Source organism: Methylobacterium sp. 88A (genome assembly GCF_000376345.1).
Classification (GTDB): domain Bacteria; phylum Pseudomonadota; class Alphaproteobacteria; order Rhizobiales; family Beijerinckiaceae; genus Methylobacterium; species Methylobacterium bullatum.
Genome location: NZ_AQVT01000001.1, coordinates 1,239,698 through 1,261,137, shown reverse-complemented (window position 1 = coordinate 1,261,137; position 21,440 = coordinate 1,239,698). Strand labels below are relative to the sequence as shown.

20 protein-coding genes and 1 pseudogene are annotated in these 21,440 nt (G+C 62.7%); 6 read left to right on the top strand and 15 right to left on the bottom strand.

Annotated elements, in window-relative coordinates:
* Positions 1–176: 176 nt before the first annotated feature.
* The 3 genes from A3OM_RS0106035 to A3OM_RS0106025 form a co-directional block, all read right to left on the bottom strand.
* On the bottom strand, positions 177–557 hold the full coding sequence (locus A3OM_RS0106035; protein WP_018042834.1) for a hypothetical protein: 381 nt from the start codon (positions 555–557) through the stop codon (positions 177–179).
* A 403-nt stretch (positions 558–960) separates the two neighbouring features.
* Complete coding sequence (locus tag A3OM_RS0106030) at positions 961–2,133, bottom strand: hypothetical protein (RefSeq protein ID WP_018042833.1); 1,173 nt, start codon at positions 2,131–2,133, stop codon at positions 961–963.
* A gap of 126 nt (positions 2,134–2,259) precedes the next feature.
* Positions 2,260–3,243 (bottom strand): hypothetical protein, encoded by a 984-nt coding sequence (locus A3OM_RS0106025; protein WP_157196445.1) that lies wholly within the window; start codon positions 3,241–3,243, stop codon positions 2,260–2,262.
* Positions 3,244–4,320: 1,077 nt separating this feature from the next.
* Between A3OM_RS0106025 and A3OM_RS0106015 the strand changes: the two genes are divergently transcribed.
* Entirely contained in the window at positions 4,321–4,851 is a 531-nt protein-coding gene (locus tag A3OM_RS0106015; RefSeq protein WP_018042830.1) for a MucR family transcriptional regulator, read from the top strand.
* Positions 4,852–5,097: 246 nt separating this feature from the next.
* On the opposite strand, the gene A3OM_RS0106010 is transcribed toward A3OM_RS0106015, so the two are convergent.
* The 8 genes and pseudogenes from A3OM_RS0106010 to A3OM_RS24725 all read right to left on the bottom strand — a co-directional run bounded on the left by A3OM_RS0106010 (position 5,098) and on the right by A3OM_RS24725 (position 13,093).
* Positions 5,098–7,500, bottom strand: a complete 2,403-nt coding sequence (locus tag A3OM_RS0106010; protein ID WP_018042829.1) for a calcium-binding protein — start codon at positions 7,498–7,500, stop codon at positions 5,098–5,100.
* Between the two features lie 746 nt (positions 7,501–8,246).
* A pseudogene (locus A3OM_RS0105995) lies at positions 8,247–8,636 on the bottom strand (integrase core domain-containing protein); the annotation flags it as partial.
* A gap of 420 nt (positions 8,637–9,056) precedes the next feature.
* Entirely contained in the window at positions 9,057–9,347 is a 291-nt protein-coding gene (locus A3OM_RS0105990; RefSeq protein ID WP_018042825.1) for a hypothetical protein, read from the bottom strand.
* Between the two features lie 313 nt (positions 9,348–9,660).
* A complete protein-coding gene (locus A3OM_RS0105980) occupies positions 9,661–9,876 on the bottom strand; it encodes a hypothetical protein (RefSeq protein WP_018042823.1) in 216 nt (71 codons plus the stop codon).
* On the bottom strand, positions 9,866–10,024 hold the full coding sequence (locus A3OM_RS25725; RefSeq protein WP_157196444.1) for a hypothetical protein: 159 nt from the start codon (positions 10,022–10,024) through the stop codon (positions 9,866–9,868). Before A3OM_RS25725 ends, A3OM_RS0105980 begins: the two co-directional genes overlap by 11 nt.
* Before the next feature lie 11 nt (positions 10,025–10,035).
* Positions 10,036–11,556, bottom strand: coding sequence for an AAA family ATPase (locus A3OM_RS0105970; protein WP_018042821.1), 1,521 nt, complete (start codon positions 11,554–11,556; stop codon positions 10,036–10,038).
* Positions 11,557–11,636: 80 nt separating this feature from the next.
* Complete coding sequence (locus tag A3OM_RS0105965; protein WP_018042820.1) at positions 11,637–12,161, bottom strand: hypothetical protein; 525 nt, start codon at positions 12,159–12,161, stop codon at positions 11,637–11,639.
* 200 nt (positions 12,162–12,361) lie between these two features.
* A complete protein-coding gene (locus A3OM_RS24725; protein ID WP_157196443.1) occupies positions 12,362–13,093 on the bottom strand; it encodes a hypothetical protein in 732 nt (243 codons plus the stop codon).
* 245 nt (positions 13,094–13,338) lie between these two features.
* Between A3OM_RS24725 and A3OM_RS0105950 the strand changes: the two genes are divergently transcribed.
* A complete protein-coding gene (locus A3OM_RS0105950; RefSeq protein ID WP_157196442.1) occupies positions 13,339–13,527 on the top strand; it encodes a hypothetical protein in 189 nt (62 codons plus the stop codon).
* A gap of 61 nt (positions 13,528–13,588) precedes the next feature.
* The gene (locus A3OM_RS0105945; RefSeq protein ID WP_157196441.1) at positions 13,589–13,801 is read left to right on the top strand and encodes a hypothetical protein; all 213 of its coding nucleotides are present in this window, start codon (positions 13,589–13,591) and stop codon (positions 13,799–13,801) included.
* Here A3OM_RS0105945 and A3OM_RS0105940 read toward each other — a convergent pair.
* Positions 13,785–14,306 carry a hypothetical protein gene (locus A3OM_RS0105940; RefSeq protein WP_157196440.1) on the bottom strand — a complete coding sequence of 174 codons (522 nt, stop codon included), beginning with the start codon at positions 14,304–14,306 and terminating at the stop codon, positions 13,785–13,787. The genes A3OM_RS0105945 and A3OM_RS0105940 overlap by 17 nt on opposite strands.
* 387 nt (positions 14,307–14,693) lie before the next feature.
* Between A3OM_RS0105940 and A3OM_RS0105935 the strand changes: the two genes are divergently transcribed.
* Together A3OM_RS0105935 and A3OM_RS0105930 are read left to right on the top strand one after the other, a co-directional pair.
* On the top strand, positions 14,694–15,143 hold the full coding sequence (locus A3OM_RS0105935) for a hypothetical protein (RefSeq protein WP_018042814.1): 450 nt from the start codon (positions 14,694–14,696) through the stop codon (positions 15,141–15,143).
* Positions 15,144–15,169: 26 nt separating this feature from the next.
* Positions 15,170–15,853: a hypothetical protein gene (locus A3OM_RS0105930; protein ID WP_018042813.1), complete on the top strand. Its 684-nt coding sequence runs from the start codon at positions 15,170–15,172 to the stop codon at positions 15,851–15,853.
* 216 nt (positions 15,854–16,069) lie between these two features.
* On the opposite strand, the gene A3OM_RS25720 is transcribed toward A3OM_RS0105930, so the two are convergent.
* From A3OM_RS25720 to argC, 3 genes are all read right to left on the bottom strand, one after another.
* The gene (locus A3OM_RS25720; protein WP_157196439.1) at positions 16,070–16,309 is read right to left on the bottom strand and encodes a hypothetical protein; all 240 of its coding nucleotides are present in this window, start codon (positions 16,307–16,309) and stop codon (positions 16,070–16,072) included.
* A 945-nt stretch (positions 16,310–17,254) separates the two neighbouring features.
* On the bottom strand, positions 17,255–17,788 hold the full coding sequence (locus tag A3OM_RS0105920; protein ID WP_018042811.1) for a MucR family transcriptional regulator: 534 nt from the start codon (positions 17,786–17,788) through the stop codon (positions 17,255–17,257).
* 1,436 nt (positions 17,789–19,224) lie between these two features.
* Complete coding sequence (argC, locus tag A3OM_RS0105915) at positions 19,225–20,160, bottom strand: N-acetyl-gamma-glutamyl-phosphate reductase (protein ID WP_026175765.1); 936 nt, start codon at positions 20,158–20,160, stop codon at positions 19,225–19,227.
* Between the two features lie 217 nt (positions 20,161–20,377).
* On the opposite strand from argC, the gene A3OM_RS0105910 reads away from it, so the two are divergent.
* Positions 20,378–20,905 carry a hypothetical protein gene (locus A3OM_RS0105910; RefSeq protein WP_026175764.1) on the top strand — a complete coding sequence of 176 codons (528 nt, stop codon included), beginning with the start codon at positions 20,378–20,380 and terminating at the stop codon, positions 20,903–20,905.
* Positions 20,906–21,440: the final 535 nt, after the last annotated feature.

Below are 21,440 nucleotides of genomic sequence, written 5' to 3'. Positions count from 1 at the left end.
AACCAGGAAGCGCGTCCTACGACCCGCTTCCCTCGGAGTCGACTAATCCTTGATCGGGGACGGCACCGATGACCTTCCCCGTGCCGGAATAGGAACTGCCAAAGTAGGCGGTCTCTCGATCCGGCATGCAGGCTTTCTAATGCCGGCCATACGAAGTCCCGGAAATCGGGGTCCGTCTAATCCCGCATCCAGCTCTCGACGACGGAGCGAATGTCCGCCGCTTCCATGTACGAGTGTTCACCGCCGTAGGTGGATGGCGACTGGTTCCAATGACTGCCCTTGGTCACGAACAGCACCTTTCCCCCGAGGAAGCGCACGAGAAGGTTCGCGTTGCTTGGCAGGTCCTCCCCATCGGGGGTGACGCCTTCGTCCCAGGCCGATCGCTCGTACAGTTTACCGGGTCCGACCTCCACCAGTTCCTCCTGTCCGAAGGTCTTGCTTGAAGGCCCGTAGGACTCATAGGTCCCGGTAGTCTTGAGCGTCGCGAGTTCGAGGAGAAGGAACGATTGGGCCGGATCAGCCTCGAAACTCTTCAAGATGAGGCGCCGTGGCTTCATCCGATAGATCGTGCGGGGAGCTAACCCCCGTGTCCGTGAAATCGGGGGAGGATCATGCCTCGCCTCCCTTATTCGAGGAGGGGGTTGGCTCAACGCGCTTGGCAGCCAGGTAAGCGTCAAGATCGGCAACGCGCCAAACGAACTTGCGCCAGCCGACCACGACGTGCGCCGGGGCTCGGCCCTGGCGACGCAGCTTGTTCAGCGTGGAGTGGGCAATCCCCAGGTAACCGGCGGCTGGGCCAGTCTTGAGTGCGGGCTCGTCTTGTAAACTGAGCCGAGGATGCTGCTTAGGCATCGCTGATCTCCGATTTGCGTAGCCGGGATAGCTACGGTAGCCGGAAGATCACCTAAATCAGCTCGGGACGAACGAGGGGGGATTGAAATTTCTAATTCGTCAATGGGGCTACCTATCCTTTATCAGCGCATACTGCTTGCCCGCTTCTTGGGCGTAGACCCTTTTCCAATCCTCTATCTGCGCCGTCCTCTCAGTGGGCGTGCCCCCAGGCGTACGATGCTCGGGAAGCGCGATGAGACGGGCGACTCCGGTCGCCGTGCCGTTCTTGTATTCGCCGAGGTCGAACTCCTTCCACCTGAGCTCGACCCATGCAGCGATGTGATCGACACGCAGATCCCAGCGGGTCGGATTGCCGTCCACGTAGCCCAGTTCGTGAGACACCCTTTCCAGCAGGGCGGCCCCAGGCGTGTGGAGACGTGGTGGGGGCGCCGCTCCGAACAGGCGGTGGCGGGCTCTGAGCCAGACCAGCTCCAGTTGCTGGGGGGCGATGCAAGCCAGCCCTCGGGCCTCTCTGCCCTCGGGCGTCACCATCGACACCATCTCGTCGGCCTCAAGGGTCTCCTGGGCCGCGTCGGTCCGCCAGAAACTGCCGGGAATGAGGATCGCCTCCCCCGTTCGCTCCTCGACCAGGACCATGCTCCCGGCGCCCTCGATCAGTGCGTCCCGAACCGCGCCGCCCAGGACGTCGGCGATATTCGGGAGCGAGACCTCGACGCCCTTCGGCAATGGTCGCGCCAGACCCGCGAAGCCGGTGGCGCAGGCTGTGGCCGAGAGGCGGCCCGTCTGGAGGCAGTCCCGATAGGGCGGCACGAGCGTGACGGCGATCGACGTGGGAGAGCGCAGCGGTTTTGGCGGTACGCGCGGCGGCTCCGGCGCAACGTCGCCCTCGTTCTCGTAATTGGGGTCGCTGCCTACCGCCGGCTGAGCACGCGGCTCGACGACCTGTCCGGGAATTCGCGGGATCAGGAATGGTCGGCGCATCCTGGCCGCTCGCTTCGGGTCGTCATCCTCGCGCAGGCGCGGAACGTGCGCGGGGCGTTCGCGGGCTTCGGCCTGTAGCTCGACGCCGATGGGTGAGGCCTCGACCGCGCGGATCCGCAGGTCGTACGCGTGCCGCTCCTTTGCGAGGGGCGCGTAGAGGGAGGAGGAGCCGTAGACCCGCAAAGCCGCAAGAGGGAATTCGGCCTCCCCTTGGATGGGAAGGGCCCCGTGTAGGGTGCGCCCGATGGCGTACAGCGGGACGACACAGGCCGGGACGAATCCCCGTGGCAGTCGCGGCATCGAACGACCTGATCCTGGCTTCGGCGCAACCCGGGGAGGGGCGCGCGCTTGGGCCATCGTCCGCGAGACGGGTTAAACCGTCGTTCTCGCTGCACAGCGAAGTTCGAAGTTTGGGTGGCCCTGCGGCTACGCCCGACCCCACACGGGGGCCTCGTCATCGATTCCGTCATCCTCCAGGCCGCCGAAATCGCCTTCGTCCTCGTCTTCGCTTCGAGGCAGAAGGACGTGTTGCATCCTCCTCAGGGCCGCCAGCCGTATGCCGCGCGCGGCGTCCGCGATGTCTGGTCGGATAAGGGGCTCGCCAAAGCTGCGAGAGCGCTCCGGGCGCACCAGGTCCTCGTAGACCAATGGAGCGTCAGCCCTCAACGCGCCGATGAGGAGGGCCCGAGTTTCGGGCGGGAGGCTCATGAATTTCAGAGGCCAGGATGCGGCCGCTATCGGGCCGAGATCCGGAGAGCGGTCGGTTAGGCGGCTGAGGAGGGCCGTGAGGGCCAGTAACGAGAAATTTTCGACCGCATCATCCGCCTCGGCGACGCTTCCGCCGACGAGAAGCGGGGAGAGTGCGCTTATGCGCTTCAGCGTTTCAGTTAGGGTGGCGCCGAGCTGCTCGTTCTCCGACATCACCCGCGTAGCGGCCTCGGACACGGTTTCCTCGGCCAGGAGCAGTTGGACGTTTTCGGGTCCGAGCATCTCGGACAAGGCCTCGATGGTCCCCTTGCGGGTCGCCGCAAGGATCTTCCGCGCCATGTCAAGCGCCCCCGCTTGGTTCGTAGGGTCCTGCGCCATTACAAAGGGGAGCTTCACGTCCGATCGATGGGAAGTTTCTTTCAGACGCTTCGAGACCGAACTGTAATTAAGTTCGAGTTGGGATATATCATTTTTGGGGAATTTTCTATTTTTCTTATTAAAATTCAGAAGCGTATCCGATAATTTTTCATTTGAATATTTATACAAACGTTTAGCTTCAAGATCGACGCTTGTCTCAACGTAATACTCAATCTGCTCGCTAAGTGAGCGACCGTATGACCGTGCGATTTCTTCAATGGCGGCCCGCAACTCAGTTCGCATCCGAAACGTCATGTTGTGACGCTTCTTCACTTCTTCGGGCATGCGAGGGCGACCGCGACCGCGCCTCGGAGTTTCTGAGCCTTCTGCCACTTTTTGCAACTCCAATCAAATTTATGCCCTCGAATAACCGTGCATAAAATGTAGAGCTTCGGGCTACAAGCTGTCAATTATATGCACTCGTTTTTCAGGGCCTATGAAGTGGCCTGCCCCCATTGAAGCGTTTCCGCCGCGCCGGAATGGCGCCACTCCGATGTCGAGATGCATACCCCACGCCCATTGCTGATCCGTCGCAGACTCGGCCTGAATGCAGTCGATCCTACCGACGATCAATGCAGCGCTGGAGACAATGTATGTCTCGCGCGGCTCCTCCAGCATCAAATTAAACGCTAGCTTTGCCATAGATCATTACTGCGACTGAGTTCGATCTGATGGGTGGGTAGTTCGGCGCGAAGCTCTTTAGCTAGTCGGGGCGTCAATCGTCGCTCCCGCCTCCAGCGCGAGCAGGTTCGATCCGACGAGGCTTCGCTGCCTGAGCCTTGCGCGGTTCCTTCTTTGCAGCGCCGCCTGATCGATCGAACGGAACGACGCCACCGCCGCATCCGATGCAAACGGACCTCGATAGGCGATCGGTGCGGGCGTCCCGATCCTTATCCTTCTTTGCCTGCCCTGCGGAATTCAGGACGTGCTGCTGGTGCATAGCCTCCATCCGCTTATCCCGATCGGCATCGGACGTGCTCGGCGATGGTTGAGATGAAGCGATGCCGGCGGGCAGCCAGAGGCCTCCCGCGACCAACGCCAGGAGTGCAGAGCGCTGAAGCGTTGTCTTCCTGCGCGGCATGGGGGCTTCCTTCTTTGCCCATGCCTACACCCTAATCCAACACGCTCCGAATCATACTTTGGAAGCGTGCATCCCACTGGCTCAATGTGCTCGTGAGGCCAGCTGTAATTTTCCGATGATACCGGGGGTGATGACGTTTCCGCCCTCAGCAAATCGAATTGAAATTGTTCACTTCACGATATGCAGCCATTTTAATTCTCTAAGCCGCCGATATCCTGCCCTATTGTAAAAGCCCCTAGAAAGTATCTATAGGGTATTTATTAGCCCCCAGAGAAATCAGCATGACCGATATCAATCAGGAATTCCAAGCAAACCACATCGAACTCACGGCCGACATCGTCGCCGCCTACGTCTCCAACAACTCGGTTCCGATAGGATCACTGGGCGAACTGCTGAGCAGCGTGCATGCTGCCGTCAGTGGCCTTGCCAACGGGGGATCTGCCACGGCGGAAGCTGACAAGATCGAGAAGGCGACGCCGGCCCAGATCAGGAAGTCGATCACACCGGACGCGCTGATCAGCTTCGAAGACGGCAAGCCTTACAAGACGCTGCGCCGCCATCTGACGCTCCGAGGTCTGACCCCTGAAGCCTACCGCGCGAAGCATGGTCTGTCGCCGGATTACCCGATGACCTCTGCGAGCTACTCGGCGCAGCGCTCGGAGCTTGCCCGGTCCCTCGGACTTGGACAGCAGCGGAATAAGACGGCAACGTCAAAGTCAGCGGTGCAGGAGGAGACGGTCAGCGAGAAGGCCCCTCCGGCTCCTGATAAGCCCAAGAAGTCGGGTCGGCCGCGTAAGGCGCCCGCTGCTTGATAGGCATTCATGGATGCCGCCTAGGCCGTCCATGAGCCTAGCTACGGACGTTAGGGGAGGCGGGCTCAGCCCCGCCGCCCCGATCTGATCACGGGGCCGGCGGGGTGGGTCGTCCATCTCACGCGAGCCGGTACGCAACTTGGCTCGACGGAGAGGATGGTCCGCATCGGTTAGCGGGCGAACAACCCGTCGGTCAGGTGGCCGGCCCGGATTGAGACGAGAACTCATCAGCAGGTCGCAATCCCTTCACGCGATCTCAAAATCCAGATTCGTCAGGGCCGCTTTGTTGACGAGGGTCGCGAACTGGAGGGCCGCCTTGGCCATGCCACTTCCATCGGCGTCGTAGGAGAGCACGCCGGTGTGGTGGTCGTAGAGAATGCGGTCGTCGGCATCGAGGGCACCTTTGGAGAGGTCCTTGAAGGCGGTACCGGCGAGGTCGCCGAGCGGTAATCCACTGAAGATGGCGTCGTCGAGCCGGATCGTGTCGTGGATTGAGGCCGTGGAAGCGAAGAAATCGACGATGGTGTCGACATTGCTCGACTTCAGGGTGGTGGAGAACACGAAGGTGTCGGCGCCGCCCAGGCCCTTAAGGACATCGCTGCCGTCGCCGCCGTCGAGGACATTGGCATCCGACGCACCGGTAATTGCATCGTTGCCGTGCCCCCCGACGACGTTCTCGAAGTTTTTGATTGAGTCAGTTTCCGTCGAGCTAACGACCACTTTCGATGTAGCCGCCGTCTTCAAGGTGATAGCGAGGTTGGGCGCCAGGGTTCCATCGAACGATCCCGCCTTGTCGCCGTAGTCGAGCGTGTCCATGCCGACGCCGCCGTCCAGCGTGTCGCTACCCGCACCACCCCGGATGACGTCGTTGCCAACTCCGCCGCTCGCGGTATCGTTGCCCCAGCCCATGTAGAGCGTATCGTCGTACCCCGTGCCGGCAAAGGTCGTATCGGTACCTGACCCGACATAGGTCAGATGTTCGTAATTGACGATCCTACCGACGATCGTCGTACCGTGGCGCACGTAGGTTCCGTCGAAGGATCCGCCCTCGGTGGCCCTGAAGATCACCGTATCGTCATTGGCACCGGCATCGTAGAGCGCGGTACGGCGGCTAGCCTCGAACGTGTCGTCGACAACAGTAAGGGTGTCGTTGCCGGCTCCTGTCCGGACGATGTCCTTGCCACCAATGTATACGCCAACGACATCGTCCCCGGTTCCGGTATCGATGATGTCCGTACCGCCGTTGGCGTAGATCGTGTCACTGCCGCCAAACGTCCTCACAGTGTCGTCGCTGGGGCCGTACAAGCGGATGGAATCGGTCAGATCGCCGCCCGTGATGGTGATTTTTCCATTGCTGTAACTGGATACCGTCACCGCCTCCACCGATGTTGCGGTGAGGACGCTTATCCCGTCGAATTTCAGTGCCGTGCTGGCTCCGAGGATCAGTTCGATCGTGGTGGCGCCGGAAGTGCCATTGACGCCAAGCGTATCGTCACCCGCCCCACCATTGAACGTATCTGCAAAGCTGTCGGTGCCGTTAACCTGATAGGTTAGCGTATCATTGCCTGCATCGCCGTAGAGATGATCACGGCCCCAGCCGCCGACCAGCACGTCGTTGCCGTTGCCGCCTTGCAGAACATCATTCGACGTTCTGCCGGCGACTTCGTAGGTCTGACCGGCTTCCGCGTAGAGACTGTCATTACCATCGCCGCCTTTTATCTTGTCGGCCCCGGTTCCGCCATAGACAGTATCTCGTCTGTTTCCACCTGTGATGACGTCGTCGCCGGCGCCTGCATCGACGGAGGTAGTGAACTTGTAACCCTCTGCAGTACCGTCATCAGGTGGCAAGTCTTTCACTGACCCGACCGCGATTTTATCGGAGCCTGAACCCGTATAGATGGCCGCGAAGCCCTCAATGCCGGTGAGCGTGCCGTGCGCGCCGATTGCGATTGTGCCGCCGGCTATCAACGAAAGGCTTTCCGTTGCATCCGCCAGGTTGAGCGAGGCGATGTCGAAGCCGCTACCACCGTCGAGATCCTGCAACCCAGATCCACCGTCGAGATAATCATCACCCGCTCCGCCCTTGAGCACGTCGTCACCCCCACCACCTTGGATGACATCAGACGAGGCTCCGCCGGTGACGATGTCCTTCTCGTAGCTGCCGAAGAAGGACAGATGCTCAACGTTCTTGACCAGAAGCATGTTCGTGGAGCCGACGCGGACGTAACTACCTGACGTCGCCGCAGTGAGCGTGAACGTCATTGTTTCAGAGTTGTCGGTCTGGCTGCTGTCGCTGGACGCATAGATCTCGGCCGTGTCATCGTCAGCGCCACCGTCGATGAGGCCGCCCCGGAGTGACGTTCGGGCAACACCCGCAACAATTTGGTCGTTACCCGCATCCCCATAGAGCTTATCGCCATCGATAACGGGCCTCCATCGCTCATTGGCGAAGGCGAACAGGTAGTCGTCACCAGTGCCGCCGTGGATCAGATCGGTACCGCTACCACCGTAGATCACATCGTTGCCGCCGGCCCCATTCAACGAATCCTTTCCGCCCTTGCCAAACAGGATCTCGTAAAGGTTCGTGCCAATGACGGTTTCGTCAGTGTCATCGCCATTGTAGGTCGCGCCATCGAATGTCCCGGTCACGATATTCCCTTGAGTTCATTGCCGCATGGACAATCGCAATGTCATGATCCTGAATGTACGGCACTCTCTTGCCACGGGCTCGCAGCCGCTCAGTTCGCAATCATGCTGTATTCGAGCATACCGAGGCATACTGAGCAGAACAAATGCTCAAATATGGGTATTGTGATATTCTTTGATGCTAATACTTTTTAGCAGAAGACATTATTTTCATGCGAAATTTTTTTCGCAAAATTAAGAATTAATCAGCTTAACGTAAAATCCCTCGGATAAGGGGTAAAGATCAGAGGAACAGCACGTTCATGCTGTCGCCCCGGCAGACCTGAGCCCACACGGCGCCCTCTACCGCGAAGAAGCCACCCCGGCCGTCGCCCTTCTTGTCGTCGTTGTCAGCCGTCATCCGTCCTCGCAGCCGCTCGGCGTGTCGCTCGAGAAATGGGGCCTTTTAGCGCACGCGAGTCGGAGCGCGTTTCCCTACGGGCGGCCCCTATTCCGATTAAAAAATGCGGTCCCTTTTAAGGGGCGCCCAACGCCGTGTCGGCAGACGTCCGCTCTCGGAACCTGATGCCCGCGCCGCCACCGTTCTCGGGGATGAATTCCAGGCCGGCTTTCTCGAAGGCGAGACCGAGCAAATTCCGATTGCTGTCCCGCATCTCGCCGCCACGCTCGAACGCACGGATAGTGACGGCGCTTAGCCCTGTCTCCTTGGCGAGCCTGGCCTGCCCCCATTCGGTGGCCCAGGTTCGAAGTTAGTGCATCGTCGGTCTCGTGACGATGGTGGGGTGAGCGAGCGGCGCTGATCCGGTCGGTTCCGTTGGCCAGATGACGACCTCCGGTGCGGGCGGCTGGTAGCCGAGCGACGAGTGCGGCCGGATGCTGTTGTAATGCCTGCGCCATTGCTCGATCACGACGCTGGCCTCCTTGAGGGTGTAGAACACCTCGCCGTTGAGGAGTTCATCCCGCAGCTTGGCGTTGAAGCTCTCGCAGTACCCGTTCTCCCACGGACTGCCCGGCTCGATGTAGGCGGTCTGCGAGCCAACCGCCGCGATCCAGTCCTGAACGGCCTTGGCGATGAACTCCGGACCATTGTCGGAGCGGATATGACCCGGTATTCCACGTAGGCTGAACAGGTCCGAGAGTACGTCGGCGATAAGGGCGCGAAGCGTTTGGTGGTGGAGTGCCTGAAGGCGAAGCGCGCACAAAAGATCACCTGAGATGTTCGACGATTGCCTGGAGGACGGGCTGTAGGACTCCAGATGATCTAGGATCACTTGTATCCCGTACGGGAACTTTCCGAGTTGAATGCGGCATCCCTGGCCTGAAAAGTTCCCGTACGGGATACAGGCGCAGCGTTAACCGGTCGGCGCGGGGGGGCTGTAGCAGGATGACCCAAACGGGCCGATGGGCTGGGGGCGCCCAGGTGTTTTGCCGCCAGCGACCCTCGGAATAGGCGTTTTGCCACCCGCCCCCCCTCACGACAGGTCGTTTGCCGCCCCCCGGAATTCGCCAACCGGACGCACATTAACCCTTGTGCCTTGCCCGTGGGTACCGCGTTTGGCCTACATCAGGTCCACCGTTTCGCACCCATCGGGGTCCCGGCACCGCCCCAGGCGAACGAGACCCGTCGAGTAGCAGAATGCCCAGCCGGCAGCCGCATCGAAGGCCTGCACGGTGCTCGTCGTGACGACCGTCCCGTCGGGGAACCGGGGGTGCCCGTACGCTGTCCCCGTGAGCACCGCTCCGTCCGCGGACCGGTCATCCGGCTGCACGATCCAGTCGTGGAACAGGGGCCGGTCGCCATGCCCCGTCAGGTCGATCCTCGTGCCCGGGTATCGGTTTCGCTGAGCCATGCCCTGCCGTCCTCGTCGAAGTAGACCTACGCGGCCGCCTCGATGGGCCGGCCGGAATGGTCTGTGAAATGGTCGGCCTCGAACGGCCGGTAGTGGATCCTCCCGACCCCCGCGGGGACGCCTACATGGGGGACGACGGTACCCCGGATCCACGCGTGAACCTCGCGATTGCCGGTCCGTAAGACTCTGGCCCGTGACCCTGGCCGGACGACCATCACGGCACCGGCCAGGGTTAGAGAATGGAGGTGCGCGACGACGCGGCCGCGTTCCCTGATCGACCAGCAGCGCCTTGTCAGATTCCGATAGACGTCCGTCACCGGAGGGCGAGAGGGCGCAAGCACAAGGCGGCCGCCTCGGCCTCGGCGGCCATGCGCAGGGCATCGTGGGAGGTGATCCGGCCGGCCGCCTCATCCTCCATGATCCGGTCGATCCGGATCCCGGCGGCGACCGCGAACAGGCCGCATGCCCGGCGGGTCGACCACGCGAAACGGACGCGCTCGCGGATCGCAGGAAGGCCCTCACGCTGCATCGTGGTTCTCCTTCGCGCTATCGATGAGGGACTGGATGAGGGTGGTGATGGCCTGCAGGTCCTCACCCGTGATGAGGCGGTCGCGGGCTAGGTGGATCACTGAGAGGCACAGGCCGAACAGGGCGATGAGGCGGGGATTTTCGATCACCTTCCCCTCCGTCAATTCATCGTGGCGAGCGCGTCACGCCCGGAAAGGATTGTTTCGACTATCCTTCGCAGTTGCCTGAGGGAGGGCTTCGTCCATGCCCTGGCGGCGAGCTCGATCTCGTCGCCGTCGAGGTCCGGCATCCAGGCCAGTTCGACGCCCCGCTCCGTCCTGACGTCCGCCGCGATGGAGCGGGCCAGGGCCGGGAGGTCCGCCTTCGTCGGGCTCGGCATGTGCACGATCCGAGCACGGTCAAGCAGCGCCTGGGGGATGCCGGACAGGGAATTCGCCGTGGCGATCCACGAGACGGGGGAGATATCGACCGGGCATTCGAGTGACGGGTCGTGGTACCGCGACGCGTTTTCCGGCTCGATGAGCGTGAGCAGCCCGTCCACGATGCGCCCGTTGTCCGAGCGCGGCCCCGCCTTGTCGACCTCGTCAACCACGATGGCGACGGTCGCCCGCAGGGCCTGCTGGATCGCCTGAAGGGGGACGCACGCCCTCGATGAGTTCCACTGGCGCGACGTCCCGATGATGGTCCCGTCCGCCGAGCCGGCCGCGCTGTAGACCGTGACCGGCAGGCCCAGGACCTCGCACAGCCGCCGAGCCGCGCGCGTCTTTCCGGCACCCGGTTCGCCGACCAGAATCGTGAACGGCAGTCGGGCGTACGGCCTTCCAACTTGCGTGCGCAGGATGCCGTCGATCTCGCCCCGGAGATGCGGGAACTCGCGCGATAGCGTGGTCGAGGCCGCGGCGAGATCGGGCACGGGGGTGAGCGGCAGCAACACGCCGGCGACGGACTTCCATTCCTTCTGTGCCGCTGAGTTCAGGTGCGACGTCGACCGCAGGACAAGGTGCCCCGCCTCACCCGGCTCGGGCAGATCGTCCTCGTTCGCGTCGCGGGGGTCGTACCCGGTGTCGTCCCGAACCGGGCCCCGGCGAACGTTGTGGGGCCACTGCACCTGCGCGATGATCTGCAGCGAGTTCAGGGCGTCCCCCTGTCGTCGACCCCACCTTGGCTCGGTCTTTGGCCGCCAATCCCCCCCGTCGCAGTACGCCGCGATGCTCATCATCTCGGCGTGCGTCGTGAGGAGATTCCGGAGCCCAAGTTCGCTGTGGCCGCCCGCCATAGCCGTCTGCCAGACCCGCACGGCGCAGCGAAGGGCGCAGCCGTGGTCACCCAGGAAAGCCGCGTAGTAGACGCAGCGCGCGGCATAGTCGGCATACCTGTCGCGGTCTTCGGGACGCAGCTTGAGATCGTCGGCTACCTCATCGCACGCGCTCTCGCATGCCGACAGGGTCGGCACTGAAACGGAGCACGAGGAGAGCCTCTCCAGCGCCGTCCTGACCAGTGGATGGATATCCAGGAAATTCAGCAGGAGGCCGGTCGACCAGTGGATCGCGTCCGCTAGAGGGTCGCATTCGAAGAAGTCGAGCCCGTGGTCGAGCTCCTCGACGGACGGCGGATGGTTGCCTGTGAATGGATCGATGTCGGGCGCACGGGAGCGCGCACCCCGGGGGGCGTCCTTGGGCATCTGTTGGATCCTCAAATTCCGCAGCGCATGACGGTAGAGACCGAACGCGCCTAGAACTGACCTCCCTAGCAGAGCAGGAGTTAACGATTCGTTTCGAGCGAGCGCCGGATCTGACGGGCAGTTTCAGCCTCGTCACGGAGGGTATTCACAGTCAGACGGGCATGCTCGACCAACCCCTGGAGGCGGTCCGCGAGCTCGTCGAGTCCCTGAGAACTAAGGGCGTCTGACCCATCCTGATGGAAGGGATCCGACGTGCCGACGTCATCCCAAATCGTGGCGACCGATAGCAACAGATGGCCGAATGCCTTAGGGGGCGCCGCGAACGACCCCCGTCCGAGCATAACCAGGACGTGCGCCGGCAGCCCGTGTTTCGCGATGCGATCACGCTGGAGGGTGCGCTGGCCTAGGCCGGTGACCTGCACCATCGGTCCAAGCCAGAGGTCTCCGAATAAGGATGCCGCCGCGTGGATGACCGCCTGAAGGAGCTCTTCAGATATATCTTGGAATTGGACCGCGTGGCCGTCGATGTACGGCTGACGCCCCTCGATCGAAAGGATCGGGCCGGCCCGAGGGGGGACCCCCCTCAGGCTGGCGAGCGTGCCCACTCCAACACGTCCGACTGGGACGCCCGGGAACGTTTCATTGGACGACACGGGGCAGAGTAGGATTTTGGGCATTGGTCCTCAGTCGAAACGGTAATAGTCGACGCTCGCGCAGAACGGCGAGCCGTCGTTCGCGAGGCACCACATCCCTGTTCCCAGGCGAAGTCGCTTGCCGGACATGGTGAGCGTGACGCCGAGCCGGATCACGCCGACGCCCCCACGGCGATCCTTGCCAAAGCCCGGCCAAGGTCCCTCTCGTTGACGGACCTGAAACCAGAGAACCGGTCCTCATGGACCACGAGCTCATCCCAGATGCCCGTGGTGTCGCGGTAGATCACCGTCTTGCCCGAGAGCCCACCCAAGCCCCGGACGAGGTCCTCAATCACGGCGTCCGCGTCGTTCGTTACGGTACGGCCGTCGTTGAGGTCCGTGACGCAGACAACGTCGCCATGGAGGTCATAGGTATAGTGCGAACGCTCATAATCCTGCGTCTGACGTCCGGCGGAGGCTTGCTGCAGCTGGACGGGCTGGGGCACCATCGAGTGCGACGGCCATGGCTCTAATAGCAAACGTCCCGCAATCCTCGCAGCCTCGCATTCCTTCAGCCATGCACGATGTGCGGCGAGCTCGGACGGAAGCGCCTCATTGATCTTGGAAATGGCTTCGGCGGCACTGCCGGCGTAACGCTTACCGTAACGTCCGATGTCGATCTCGTACTCTAGAAAGGTCGGTGCCTCAGCAGCACCACGCGAACGTGTGTGCCACACGGCGACAGTGAGCATCTCCCCGGGTACGACTTCATAGTCACGGCGAAAGGACAGGTTCGTCTTGAATGTGTCAGTCACATACGCGGTAGGCTCATAGCCAGCATCAAGAAGTGATCCGAACTGCTTTTCAAGGGAACTGGACAGGAGAACAACTGACGTCTGGGGCATGGGCATTCCTTGAAAGGACGAGGCCGGGGTACCGCACCTCGATCGACCACCTCGGGGATGGCCGTACGCTCAAGATAGCACTCGCCCTGTCGGGCGCCACCGATTTGTTGCGCATCGTTAACGGCGATGGCGTTCCCATTGAGCCATCCGGACGACGCGTCCCGTTTCTCCTTAAGCGAATCCGCGGGAACTGCTTCGATCGTTTCTGACGCACACCTGTGGAACCGCAGGCAGGGACGGACCAGATGCCCACAGAAAACGAGATCGAGGCCTTCGGGCGCTCGTACCTCCGCATGACACCCACCGAGCGGAGAACCCAGGCGGCGTGGATCGACCGGTATGGCCTGCAGATTGCCGAGGCCGCTGCGGTCAGAAAAGTCGCCGCCCTGGATCCCCGGCGGTCGAACCCCGCCCCCGCCCGGGAGCCGCAGTAATGAGGCAGTTAACCATCGACAAGATCGCGCTGGGGGCCGCCCGGGGGGGCTGGCCAAGGCGATGATCGCAATGTTCCAGGCGTCCTTCGACGGCGGCACGCCCCTAATCGCGCTCCGGGGATCCCCCCTCATTAGCCTGGACGTCCAGGCCGATGTGGAGCGCTGGTACGGGACCTGGGAGGCCCGGCACCAGGAGGGCCTCGCCGCCATGCACCTGGCGATGGATCTCCTTCGGGAGGCGAAGGCGGAGGCCTGCCCTACGTCGCCTGCCTGAACCCGGACACGATCCACCGGCCGGCGAACCAGATCGCCAGGAGCAGGAGCGGCGGCACCAGGGCTAGCCATAGGAGACCCGCCTGCCCGCCGAGGGCATCTAGCCGCCGCTGCCAGCGCTGGTCCCAGAACCACCGGGCAACCAGGTCCTGTTCGGATTTCTCGAAGGCGGTATTCACGTAGAGCGAGGTGCTGTCCGAGAAGTCGACGAGCGCCATGTGGCCCGATTTCACGGACGCATCGAAACCGTCCTGGTACCGGTACTCGACCTGGTCGAACCGCGGCGAGTGCTTACCCTCGGACGGCTTCCGGAAAATCACCAGGAACGGCTTGGCGATGTTCTCCGCGTCGAAGGGGTTCGAGACACCGTCCCTCATCTCGACGGTGAACTGGTAACGCCCCCGCACCGTGTCCGACACGTTCGCCCAGGTCATCCAGGCAACAAGCGCGAGCCAGACGGCCGTCGCCACGAGCCAGAGCCGGAACAGGCCCCGCGTCACGTTCACGCCCTGCAAGCCAGCCCCCGGTTTGCCACCGCGGATGAACCTAGCAGGCAGCTCTCGATTTCCTGCACCTGCTCATGCGGCAAGCCGCAATCCATGTCGGTCGTGTACCAGACCGCGGCGATCCGGCGGCCCGGAGGTAGTGGTGACGGCGGGCCGCCGATTGCCCGTTCGAGTGTCGTCCAGGGATGCCAACGGATCGGGACAGCCGGCCGCCCGGGCCGCGAGCAGCCGAGAGAGAGGGGTATCGTCCATGCCGGGAGCCTCGCATCTCGTACCCGTGCCGTCCAGGTGGTGTTTGGCAGGCCGTCATACTCAAGGTACATTGTACCTGATCCTGTTGACGCTGGGTACAATGTACCATATTCTCTCCTCAGACAGGAGAGCCCTATGACCGCCGCCATCGGCAAATCCGCCCGCTTCCGCAACGCCTGGTCCATCGCCCGGCACACGGCCCTGACCCTGGATCTGACCGTCGAGTGCGCCCGCCAGTTCTTCCGTGCCGCCCTCCGGAAGGCCTGGGCCGATGCCCGCTGGGTCGCCGCCCCCGCCAAGCCCGCGATGGGCAAGCTCCTCCTTCAGCGCGGCAGCCACCCCCACCCGACCTGGCTCGCCAAGGTCACCGGCAAGGACGCCAAGTTCGGCCTCGCCCGCGAGTTCCTGAAAGGCGCCTCGGTCTACGACAACGGCCCCTACCTCCGGTTCGAATTCCCCCTCGTCGAGGGCACCGTGCTCCAGGACGACACCAAGGATTTCTGGGTCGTGCGCGACGGCGCGCTAGTCGAGGTCAGCCGGTGGAACGAGCCCGAGGTGGCCGCCATCCACGCCCGCTTCGCCTGATCCCCCCGAACCCTGGAGCCAAACCCATGTCCAACCGCGACCGCCTCGTCTCTCTCATGGAGCGCCTCGCCCTCACGAAGGGCGACGTCGCCCGCATCGCCAGGGCCTCCGAAACGTCCGTCGATTCCTGGCTGAAGCCGGAGACCAGCAAGTCCCACCGCGCCTGCCCAAACGTCGTCATCGCTGTCATCGAGTACGGCGCCGGGGACACCATCTGTGCCTCCGTCTCCGAGGCGGCGGACCACCTCGGGCTCCGGGCGGAGCGGGTCAATACTATGGCCGCCGACGCCCGGGTGGGGCTCGGGGCCGCGCTCTGGTCAGCCGGGATGGACGACACCCTCGCCCGCGTTTCCTGGGGGCACCCCGTCACGCTCGATCTCGGCCCGGCATCGTACCTCCTCCTGAAGGGGTGGGTCTTCCTCCCCCTGCAGGGCCGCGACGGCCGCCGGTGCAAGCTCGCGGTCCGCGCCTCCGTCGAGGGCGAGGAAGGCTCGGATGGCCGGTGGCTCAACACCGAGGTGAACGACTGGGTCGACGACGCAGAGGCTAGGAAGGCGGCCGCGCAGGCCACCCACATCGCCGGGCTCATGGAACAGAACCGCATGCTTGGATTGCGCAGGGTGGAGGCCCTTGATGCCGGCGACGAGGCCGAGGTGCGCCGGATCGACAAGGTCCTCGACATCGTCGGGCAGCAGATCGACGCGGCCTGAGGCCCGGCTCACGTGTAAAACGATTCCACAAACGCTATCCGGGAATCGTTTTACACGTTCGGGGCGGCCCAAATCGACAGGGCCCGGGAGCGACCCGAGCCCCGTTGCCCACATGAACCCGGCAGACCCGGACGTGTGTGCCATCGAGTGCCAACTAGGCACAGGAATCGAACCCCTCGACAGTCACCGATGATGGTACCCCCGCCAGCGATTCGTTCAAGGGATGACCGACGCACGTGCCTCGGCCACCAGGGCGTTCCACTGCTCGACCTCCGGACGGACCGGATCACCAGCGCTACGGGGCGTCCATCCCACGCGGCCGCGCCGGACGATGCCCCTGGCACCACAGTCCGTGCAGCGCACGAACCGGGTAAGGCTACCAACGGCGATGAGGTCGTGAACTGGATCGGGGTGACGGTCGTAGAGGAGGGCCGGGGTGTGGGTGCAGCGGGGCATGGCGATCTCCTTCGATCACCATCATTCGTGCGAGAGGGGCAGAGTTCGACAAGGAATCTTGCGCCCGGTATCGGATTAAAGGCCGCGGGGAAATCCATTGCCACTGGCGTGCTACGCGGGGTCCAGCGGCAGGTCTCGCCGGCTGCTCTACGCTCTGTGGGATGAGCAGCGGCTGCTCTGTCACCTGCCGCTTAGAAGGCGGCTGCTCTATCCAGCTGAGCTACGGAGTCGGGGTGCCGCGCCCCGTCTAGCACCGCCCTCCCGACCTGTCATTAGCCTCGGGCGAACCCTGGCTTCACACGGCGAGAGCCTGCCGGAGGAAGCGACGACGTGCGTTCGGTCGCCTCGGCGGGGGGCGGTCTGGGATCCCGCAGCCTCAGCGACCTCGGGACCGGGCTAGGATGCCGCGCAGGCCTTCCGCTTATCGTCGGCTCTACCTGGGCAAGCTCGCGCAGCGGAAGTCTCGTGAGAGACGGTCGGACAAGAGGTCCGCTATGGGCCTGCAAGGCTATAGGCCGACACAGACGGTGCGTCTTCGGCCGGGGGAACTCATCGACGGGACTCGTAATCGACCTCGCCGAGGCGGCGGGTGCCCTCCGAGGCCGTGACCGAGACGATAAAATCGAACGACCCGACAGCGCGGCCTCCTTGCCAGAGATCCCGAATCCGCATCGCCGAACTTCCGGCAGACCTCTCAGCAGCAGCGCCGGCCCTCCCCGGCATCAGCGAGTAGACTGATGGTACAAGGCCAAACCAGCAGTCGATAATGAAACTGCCATGCATCTTACGATGACCGATCGTCAGCTCTCACCACAGTCGCACATACATTCAGCAAAGCTGTCCAGTCACGAGAAAGCCCACTCCCGGCATCGCGCTGGGAGTGGGCTTTCTTGCCACCGATTGGATACATCCGACGTCGCCCAAACAGGCGCCGTCGGACGGGCATCAGGCCGCCTGCTTCTTGCGGGGGCCACGGCGCTTCTTTTCGGGCGGGGCGGCGACGGCTTCCTCCTCCGGCTCGCTCACGACCTCCTCGGGCGCAGCCTTGGATACGGGGGATACGGTCTTGCGGCGCTGCTGACCGAGACCAAGGGCGCGAGCCAATTCTGAACGCTGTTCGGAATAGGCAGCCGACGTCATCGGGTAGTCCGGCTGCAGGCCCCATTTGGCCCGATACTGTTCGGGGGTCAGACCGCGGAGTGTGAGGTGCCGCCGAAGCGTCTTGTACTGCTTGCCGTCCTCGAAGCTGACCAAGTAATCCGACGTCACGGAGCGGCGGATTTCCTGTGGTGTCGCCTTCGGCGGGCCGGTCTCAGCGGCAGGTGCGCTGCTGGTGCTCACCGAGCGGATGGCCTCGTGCACATCGCTGAGGAGCTTAGGCAGTTCGGCGCTCTGGACGTGATTGTTGCTGACATACGCGGAGACGATATCCGCGGCCAAGGTGATGAGACGGGCTGAGTCGGTGTCGGATTCACTCATGATATTCGCGCCATCGGTTTGCTATGTTGATACTGTACGCTAGCCTATGCTCCGTTCGCGCGTGTAGCAAGATGTTATTGAAAGAAATCCACTGGTTTACGGATCAATCGTTCAAATATTTCGCGTGTTCGCCGTCTGCGAGCCCCACATCCTTGGTTGCGCATACGTTTGGAGGGTGAAGCGAACAGAATTTACCGAGTGTTCTGCCGCATTAGAGCGTCACGGAAGCCCGCTCAACATGGGGTCCAGCGAAGGACGGTATGAAGAACTTTGCCACCGGCGCGAGGCATCGGTAAAAACGGTCTCAACCAATCATTGCAGATTTTTCGGCTTCGGAAGCCCAGGCGGTCGAGCCTAGCGTTCATGCGAGTCGATCCCAATTGCGGATATGTTTGACAACAGTCCGTGGGCGGGCACCGTGCGGTCGCCAGCCGCGATCGTCGCTCGCTCTTTGGCGGTACTTCCGTTCAAGTGTCCGTCAGAACGCTCCCCTTCCAACACTTGCCGGTCTACAAACGAGTCGGCCACATAACGCTTGGCAGCCCTCGAATCGCGATGATCGTGGTCTATGCCAGCAGATTGGACGGAGTCTGCGATGATGTGTACTCTCATAAAGTCGTATGTATGCTCTCCCTCTGATGTTTTAAGCTGAGGCGCCGGATGGCGCGGCAGGTGTGTTTGTATCTCTTTCGCCGGAAATCGTCTCCACCACCGGACAAACGATCATCTTGTCACAGGACGGAGCAAGGCCAATCGGCCACGGTCAGAGAATCGCCAGTGGATCCCGCTTCTCTTGTCAAAAGTGAATGAACCGCCTCTCTCACAACGTCATCGAGCATCGACCCCTAACTTGCTCGATGATAAATAGTTCCTCGGCTGCGCATTTAAACCGTTTTTTTAAACAATAAAATCGATCGGTCTTGCTAGCTTCGATGTCGAATTTTGCAAAATAATTCGGTCGTCACTGGTCTCTCGGCATCAGAAAGCCGGGCTATGACTGGAGGTGACGGTGGGCAGCCTCGCTGGAACGCGATCGACAGGCGTTAGCGGTGCCCCAATAGGCTGGCACCGATGCAATTCAAGCGCGCGGAGATGGCGGGGACTGGGCGTTCGCAGGAATAGCTCGGCGCGAGTCGGGAGACGGCTTCCGCGATGGGCGGAAGACATTGCTGTGCCTCTTCTGGATAATAGGATCGTGCTTTCCCGGTGCGCGACCGGTTGCATGCTACGGGCTGATCCCCGCGCAGACCCTCGATGATGGTGGTGCTGAACGACCCAGTGGCGGTCGTGATCCCGGCCCCTGGAATCGCGACGTGCCGCCGTCGCGCGAGGTCATCATCGCGAGGGGCGGGAACGTAGCGATTGGGCGGATTGGGGCATGTCCGGCACCGGGGACATGACGTGATTCGACCTCTTCCCCAATCCGCGTCGCGATATCAATCCAGACCGAGCATGAGGCCGATATTCTGCACGGCGGCACCCGATGCGCCTTTGCCGAGATTGTCGAGCCGGGCCACGAGCAACGCATGAGCATGGTCAGGCGTACCATAAACCCGTAATTCGAGGTGATCGCTGTCGTTCAGAGCTTCGGCGTCCGGCTTGTCGTCCGGGTTGGTCCGAACCACGGTCACCATCGTGCTTCCGGCGTAATGCGCAGTGAGGGCCGCTTGCAGCGCAGCAGCATCCGGATGCCCCGGCAGGGTATCGAGGTGGAGCGGGATACTCACCAGCATGCCCTGGCGGAAGTTTCCCACGGACGGGATGAAGATCGGCCGCCGGGTCAGGCCACCATAGACCTGCAGTTCCGGCAGGTGCTTGTGAGCAAAGCCGAGACCATAGAGCTGAAAAGCCGGTGCCTCTCCGGCCTCATATGCCTCGATCATGTTCTTGCCGCCGCCGCTATAGCCGCTGACCGCGTTGACGCTGATAGGCGTATCGGGCGGCAGCAATCCAGCATCGACCAGTGGCCGCACGAGAGCGATGGCCCCGGTGGGATAGCAGCCGGGATTCGCGACGCGCCGCGCCTCGCGGATCACTTGTGCCTGACCGGCATTCAATTCGGCAAAACCGTAAGCCCAGCCCGGGCTGATGCGATGGGCGGTGCTCGCATCCAGGATGCGGGGTCCGCCATTGGGCATGCCATCGGCCAAGGCCACCGTTTCCTTTGCCGCATCGTCGGGCAGGCAGAGAACGACGAGATCCACATCCGCCAGAAGGGCGCGTTTGACCGCTATGTCCTTGCGGCTCTCGTGCGGGATGCTCTTCAGGGAAACACGGCCCTCGCGCTCCAGGCGTTCGCGAATGCCAAGGCCGGTGGTGCCTGCCTCCCCATCGATGAACACTGTAGGCTTTGCCACTCCGCTTTCACTCATTCCAAAAGTCCCGTTCGTCTCGCCTGGGATGGGAGCCGCCATGCGCGTTTGCGAGGTGGAGGCTGCGGCCTCTCAAGTCAACATCGCGGTTTTACGACGTTTCCGGCTGCGCCGCCTGTATCGTGTTGCTTTCTCACGGATTGATGACACGCCGTCCACCGGGAACCGGCCCCCTCGGTGCAGGTTGATCGCACGGAAACAAGCATAGGCTCGAACGATGGCGGCCAGCGCTGAAAAGACCGACCCTAAACTATGGGACAGGATCAAGTCCGAGGTGACCGCTTCCGACAAGGGAGGCAAGGCTGGGCAATGGTCAGCCCGCAAGGCCCAGGCGGCAACGAAGGCTTATAAGGAGGCCGGAGGCGGCTACAAGGGCAAGAAATCCGACGAGAACAGCCTGACGCAATGGTCGAACGAGGAATGGGATACGAAATCCGGCAAGCCCAGCGGTAAGACCGGGGAGCGCTATCTTCCAAAGAAGGCCCGCTCATCCTTGTCGAAGGACGAGTATGACCGCTCCACGAGAAAGAAGCGCGCGGACACCAAGGACGGCAAGCAGTTCTCCAATCAGCCAAAGGATGTGGCCGAGAAATCCGCGGCCGCCAGGAAGGCCGGGACCAAGCAAGGAAGGGCGTCCGGAGGCCCGACGAAGGCGGAGCTGATGCAGAAGGCCAAGTCCGCGAACATTCGTGGCCGGTCAACCATGTCGAAGGACGAACTCGAAAAGGCGCTCCATGTCGCGTGACCGCATGGCCATGCGGATGCCCAAGCTCGTCTTCCATATCCGTTTTGAACGGAACTGAACCGCGCGGAGTTCTGCCCCATACATCACCCGCCGTTCAGGAATTTGCCTAGATGATCGCCAGACCCGTCGTTCTCAGCCTATGTCTCGCCCTGTCTCCGACGGGAGCCGTCGTCGCGCAGATCATCGAAGCGCCGGCCGGTATCGGTACCGTTCCGTCGAGCCGCGGTGAGGCTATGACACCGGAGGGTGGACGCAGCCAAGCGCCGTCGCGCGCGGCAGTACCAGCCAACGGATCTACGGAAAAATCTCGTGCCAGCCAGGCTCCCGTCGGTGGTGCGGGCGTGGCAACGGGCACGTCGTCCGGCGCGGGCGTCGGCACCGGCATCGGCGGCCCGCCCGGAACCGGGGCCCTGCCGGGCACCGGCGGGACCTCGGGCGGCCCGGGCGGGATCAATCGCTAATCTGACCAGCACATCCGTATCGCCGCCCTTCCGCAATTCTGAAACTCGAAAGGCTACGCTATGCCTATCCGCGC

Bases quoted from the DNA above. Each gene is read 5' to 3' on its own strand.
- A3OM_RS0106035 (WP_018042834.1), bottom strand. From the start codon at position 557: ATGAAGCCACGGCGCCTCATCTTGAAGAGTTTCGAGGCTGATCCGGCC.
- A3OM_RS0106030 (WP_018042833.1), bottom strand. From the start codon at position 2,133: ATGCCGCGACTGCCACGGGGATTCGTCCCGGCCTGTGTCGTCCCGCTG.
- A3OM_RS0106025 (WP_157196445.1), bottom strand. From the start codon at position 3,243: ATGCCCGAAGAAGTGAAGAAGCGTCACAACATGACGTTTCGGATGCGA.
- A3OM_RS0106015 (WP_018042830.1), top strand. From the start codon at position 4,321: ATGACCGATATCAATCAGGAATTCCAAGCAAACCACATCGAACTCACG.
- A3OM_RS0105990 (WP_018042825.1), bottom strand. From the start codon at position 9,347: ATGGCTCAGCGAAACCGATACCCGGGCACGAGGATCGACCTGACGGGG.
- A3OM_RS0105980 (WP_018042823.1), bottom strand. From the start codon at position 9,876: ATGCAGCGTGAGGGCCTTCCTGCGATCCGCGAGCGCGTCCGTTTCGCG.
- A3OM_RS0105970 (WP_018042821.1), bottom strand. From the start codon at position 11,556: ATGCCCAAGGACGCCCCCCGGGGTGCGCGCTCCCGTGCGCCCGACATC.
- A3OM_RS24725 (WP_157196443.1), bottom strand. From the start codon at position 13,093: ATGCCCCAGACGTCAGTTGTTCTCCTGTCCAGTTCCCTTGAAAAGCAG.
- A3OM_RS0105950 (WP_157196442.1), top strand. From the start codon at position 13,339: ATGCCCACAGAAAACGAGATCGAGGCCTTCGGGCGCTCGTACCTCCGC.
- A3OM_RS0105945 (WP_157196441.1), top strand. From the start codon at position 13,589: ATGATCGCAATGTTCCAGGCGTCCTTCGACGGCGGCACGCCCCTAATC.
- A3OM_RS0105935 (WP_018042814.1), top strand. From the start codon at position 14,694: ATGACCGCCGCCATCGGCAAATCCGCCCGCTTCCGCAACGCCTGGTCC.
- A3OM_RS0105930 (WP_018042813.1), top strand. From the start codon at position 15,170: ATGTCCAACCGCGACCGCCTCGTCTCTCTCATGGAGCGCCTCGCCCTC.
- A3OM_RS25720 (WP_157196439.1), bottom strand. From the start codon at position 16,309: ATGCCCCGCTGCACCCACACCCCGGCCCTCCTCTACGACCGTCACCCC.
- A3OM_RS0105920 (WP_018042811.1), bottom strand. From the start codon at position 17,788: ATGAGTGAATCCGACACCGACTCAGCCCGTCTCATCACCTTGGCCGCG.
- argC (WP_026175765.1), bottom strand. From the start codon at position 20,160: ATGAGTGAAAGCGGAGTGGCAAAGCCTACAGTGTTCATCGATGGGGAG.
- A3OM_RS0105910 (WP_026175764.1), top strand. From the start codon at position 20,378: ATGGCGGCCAGCGCTGAAAAGACCGACCCTAAACTATGGGACAGGATC.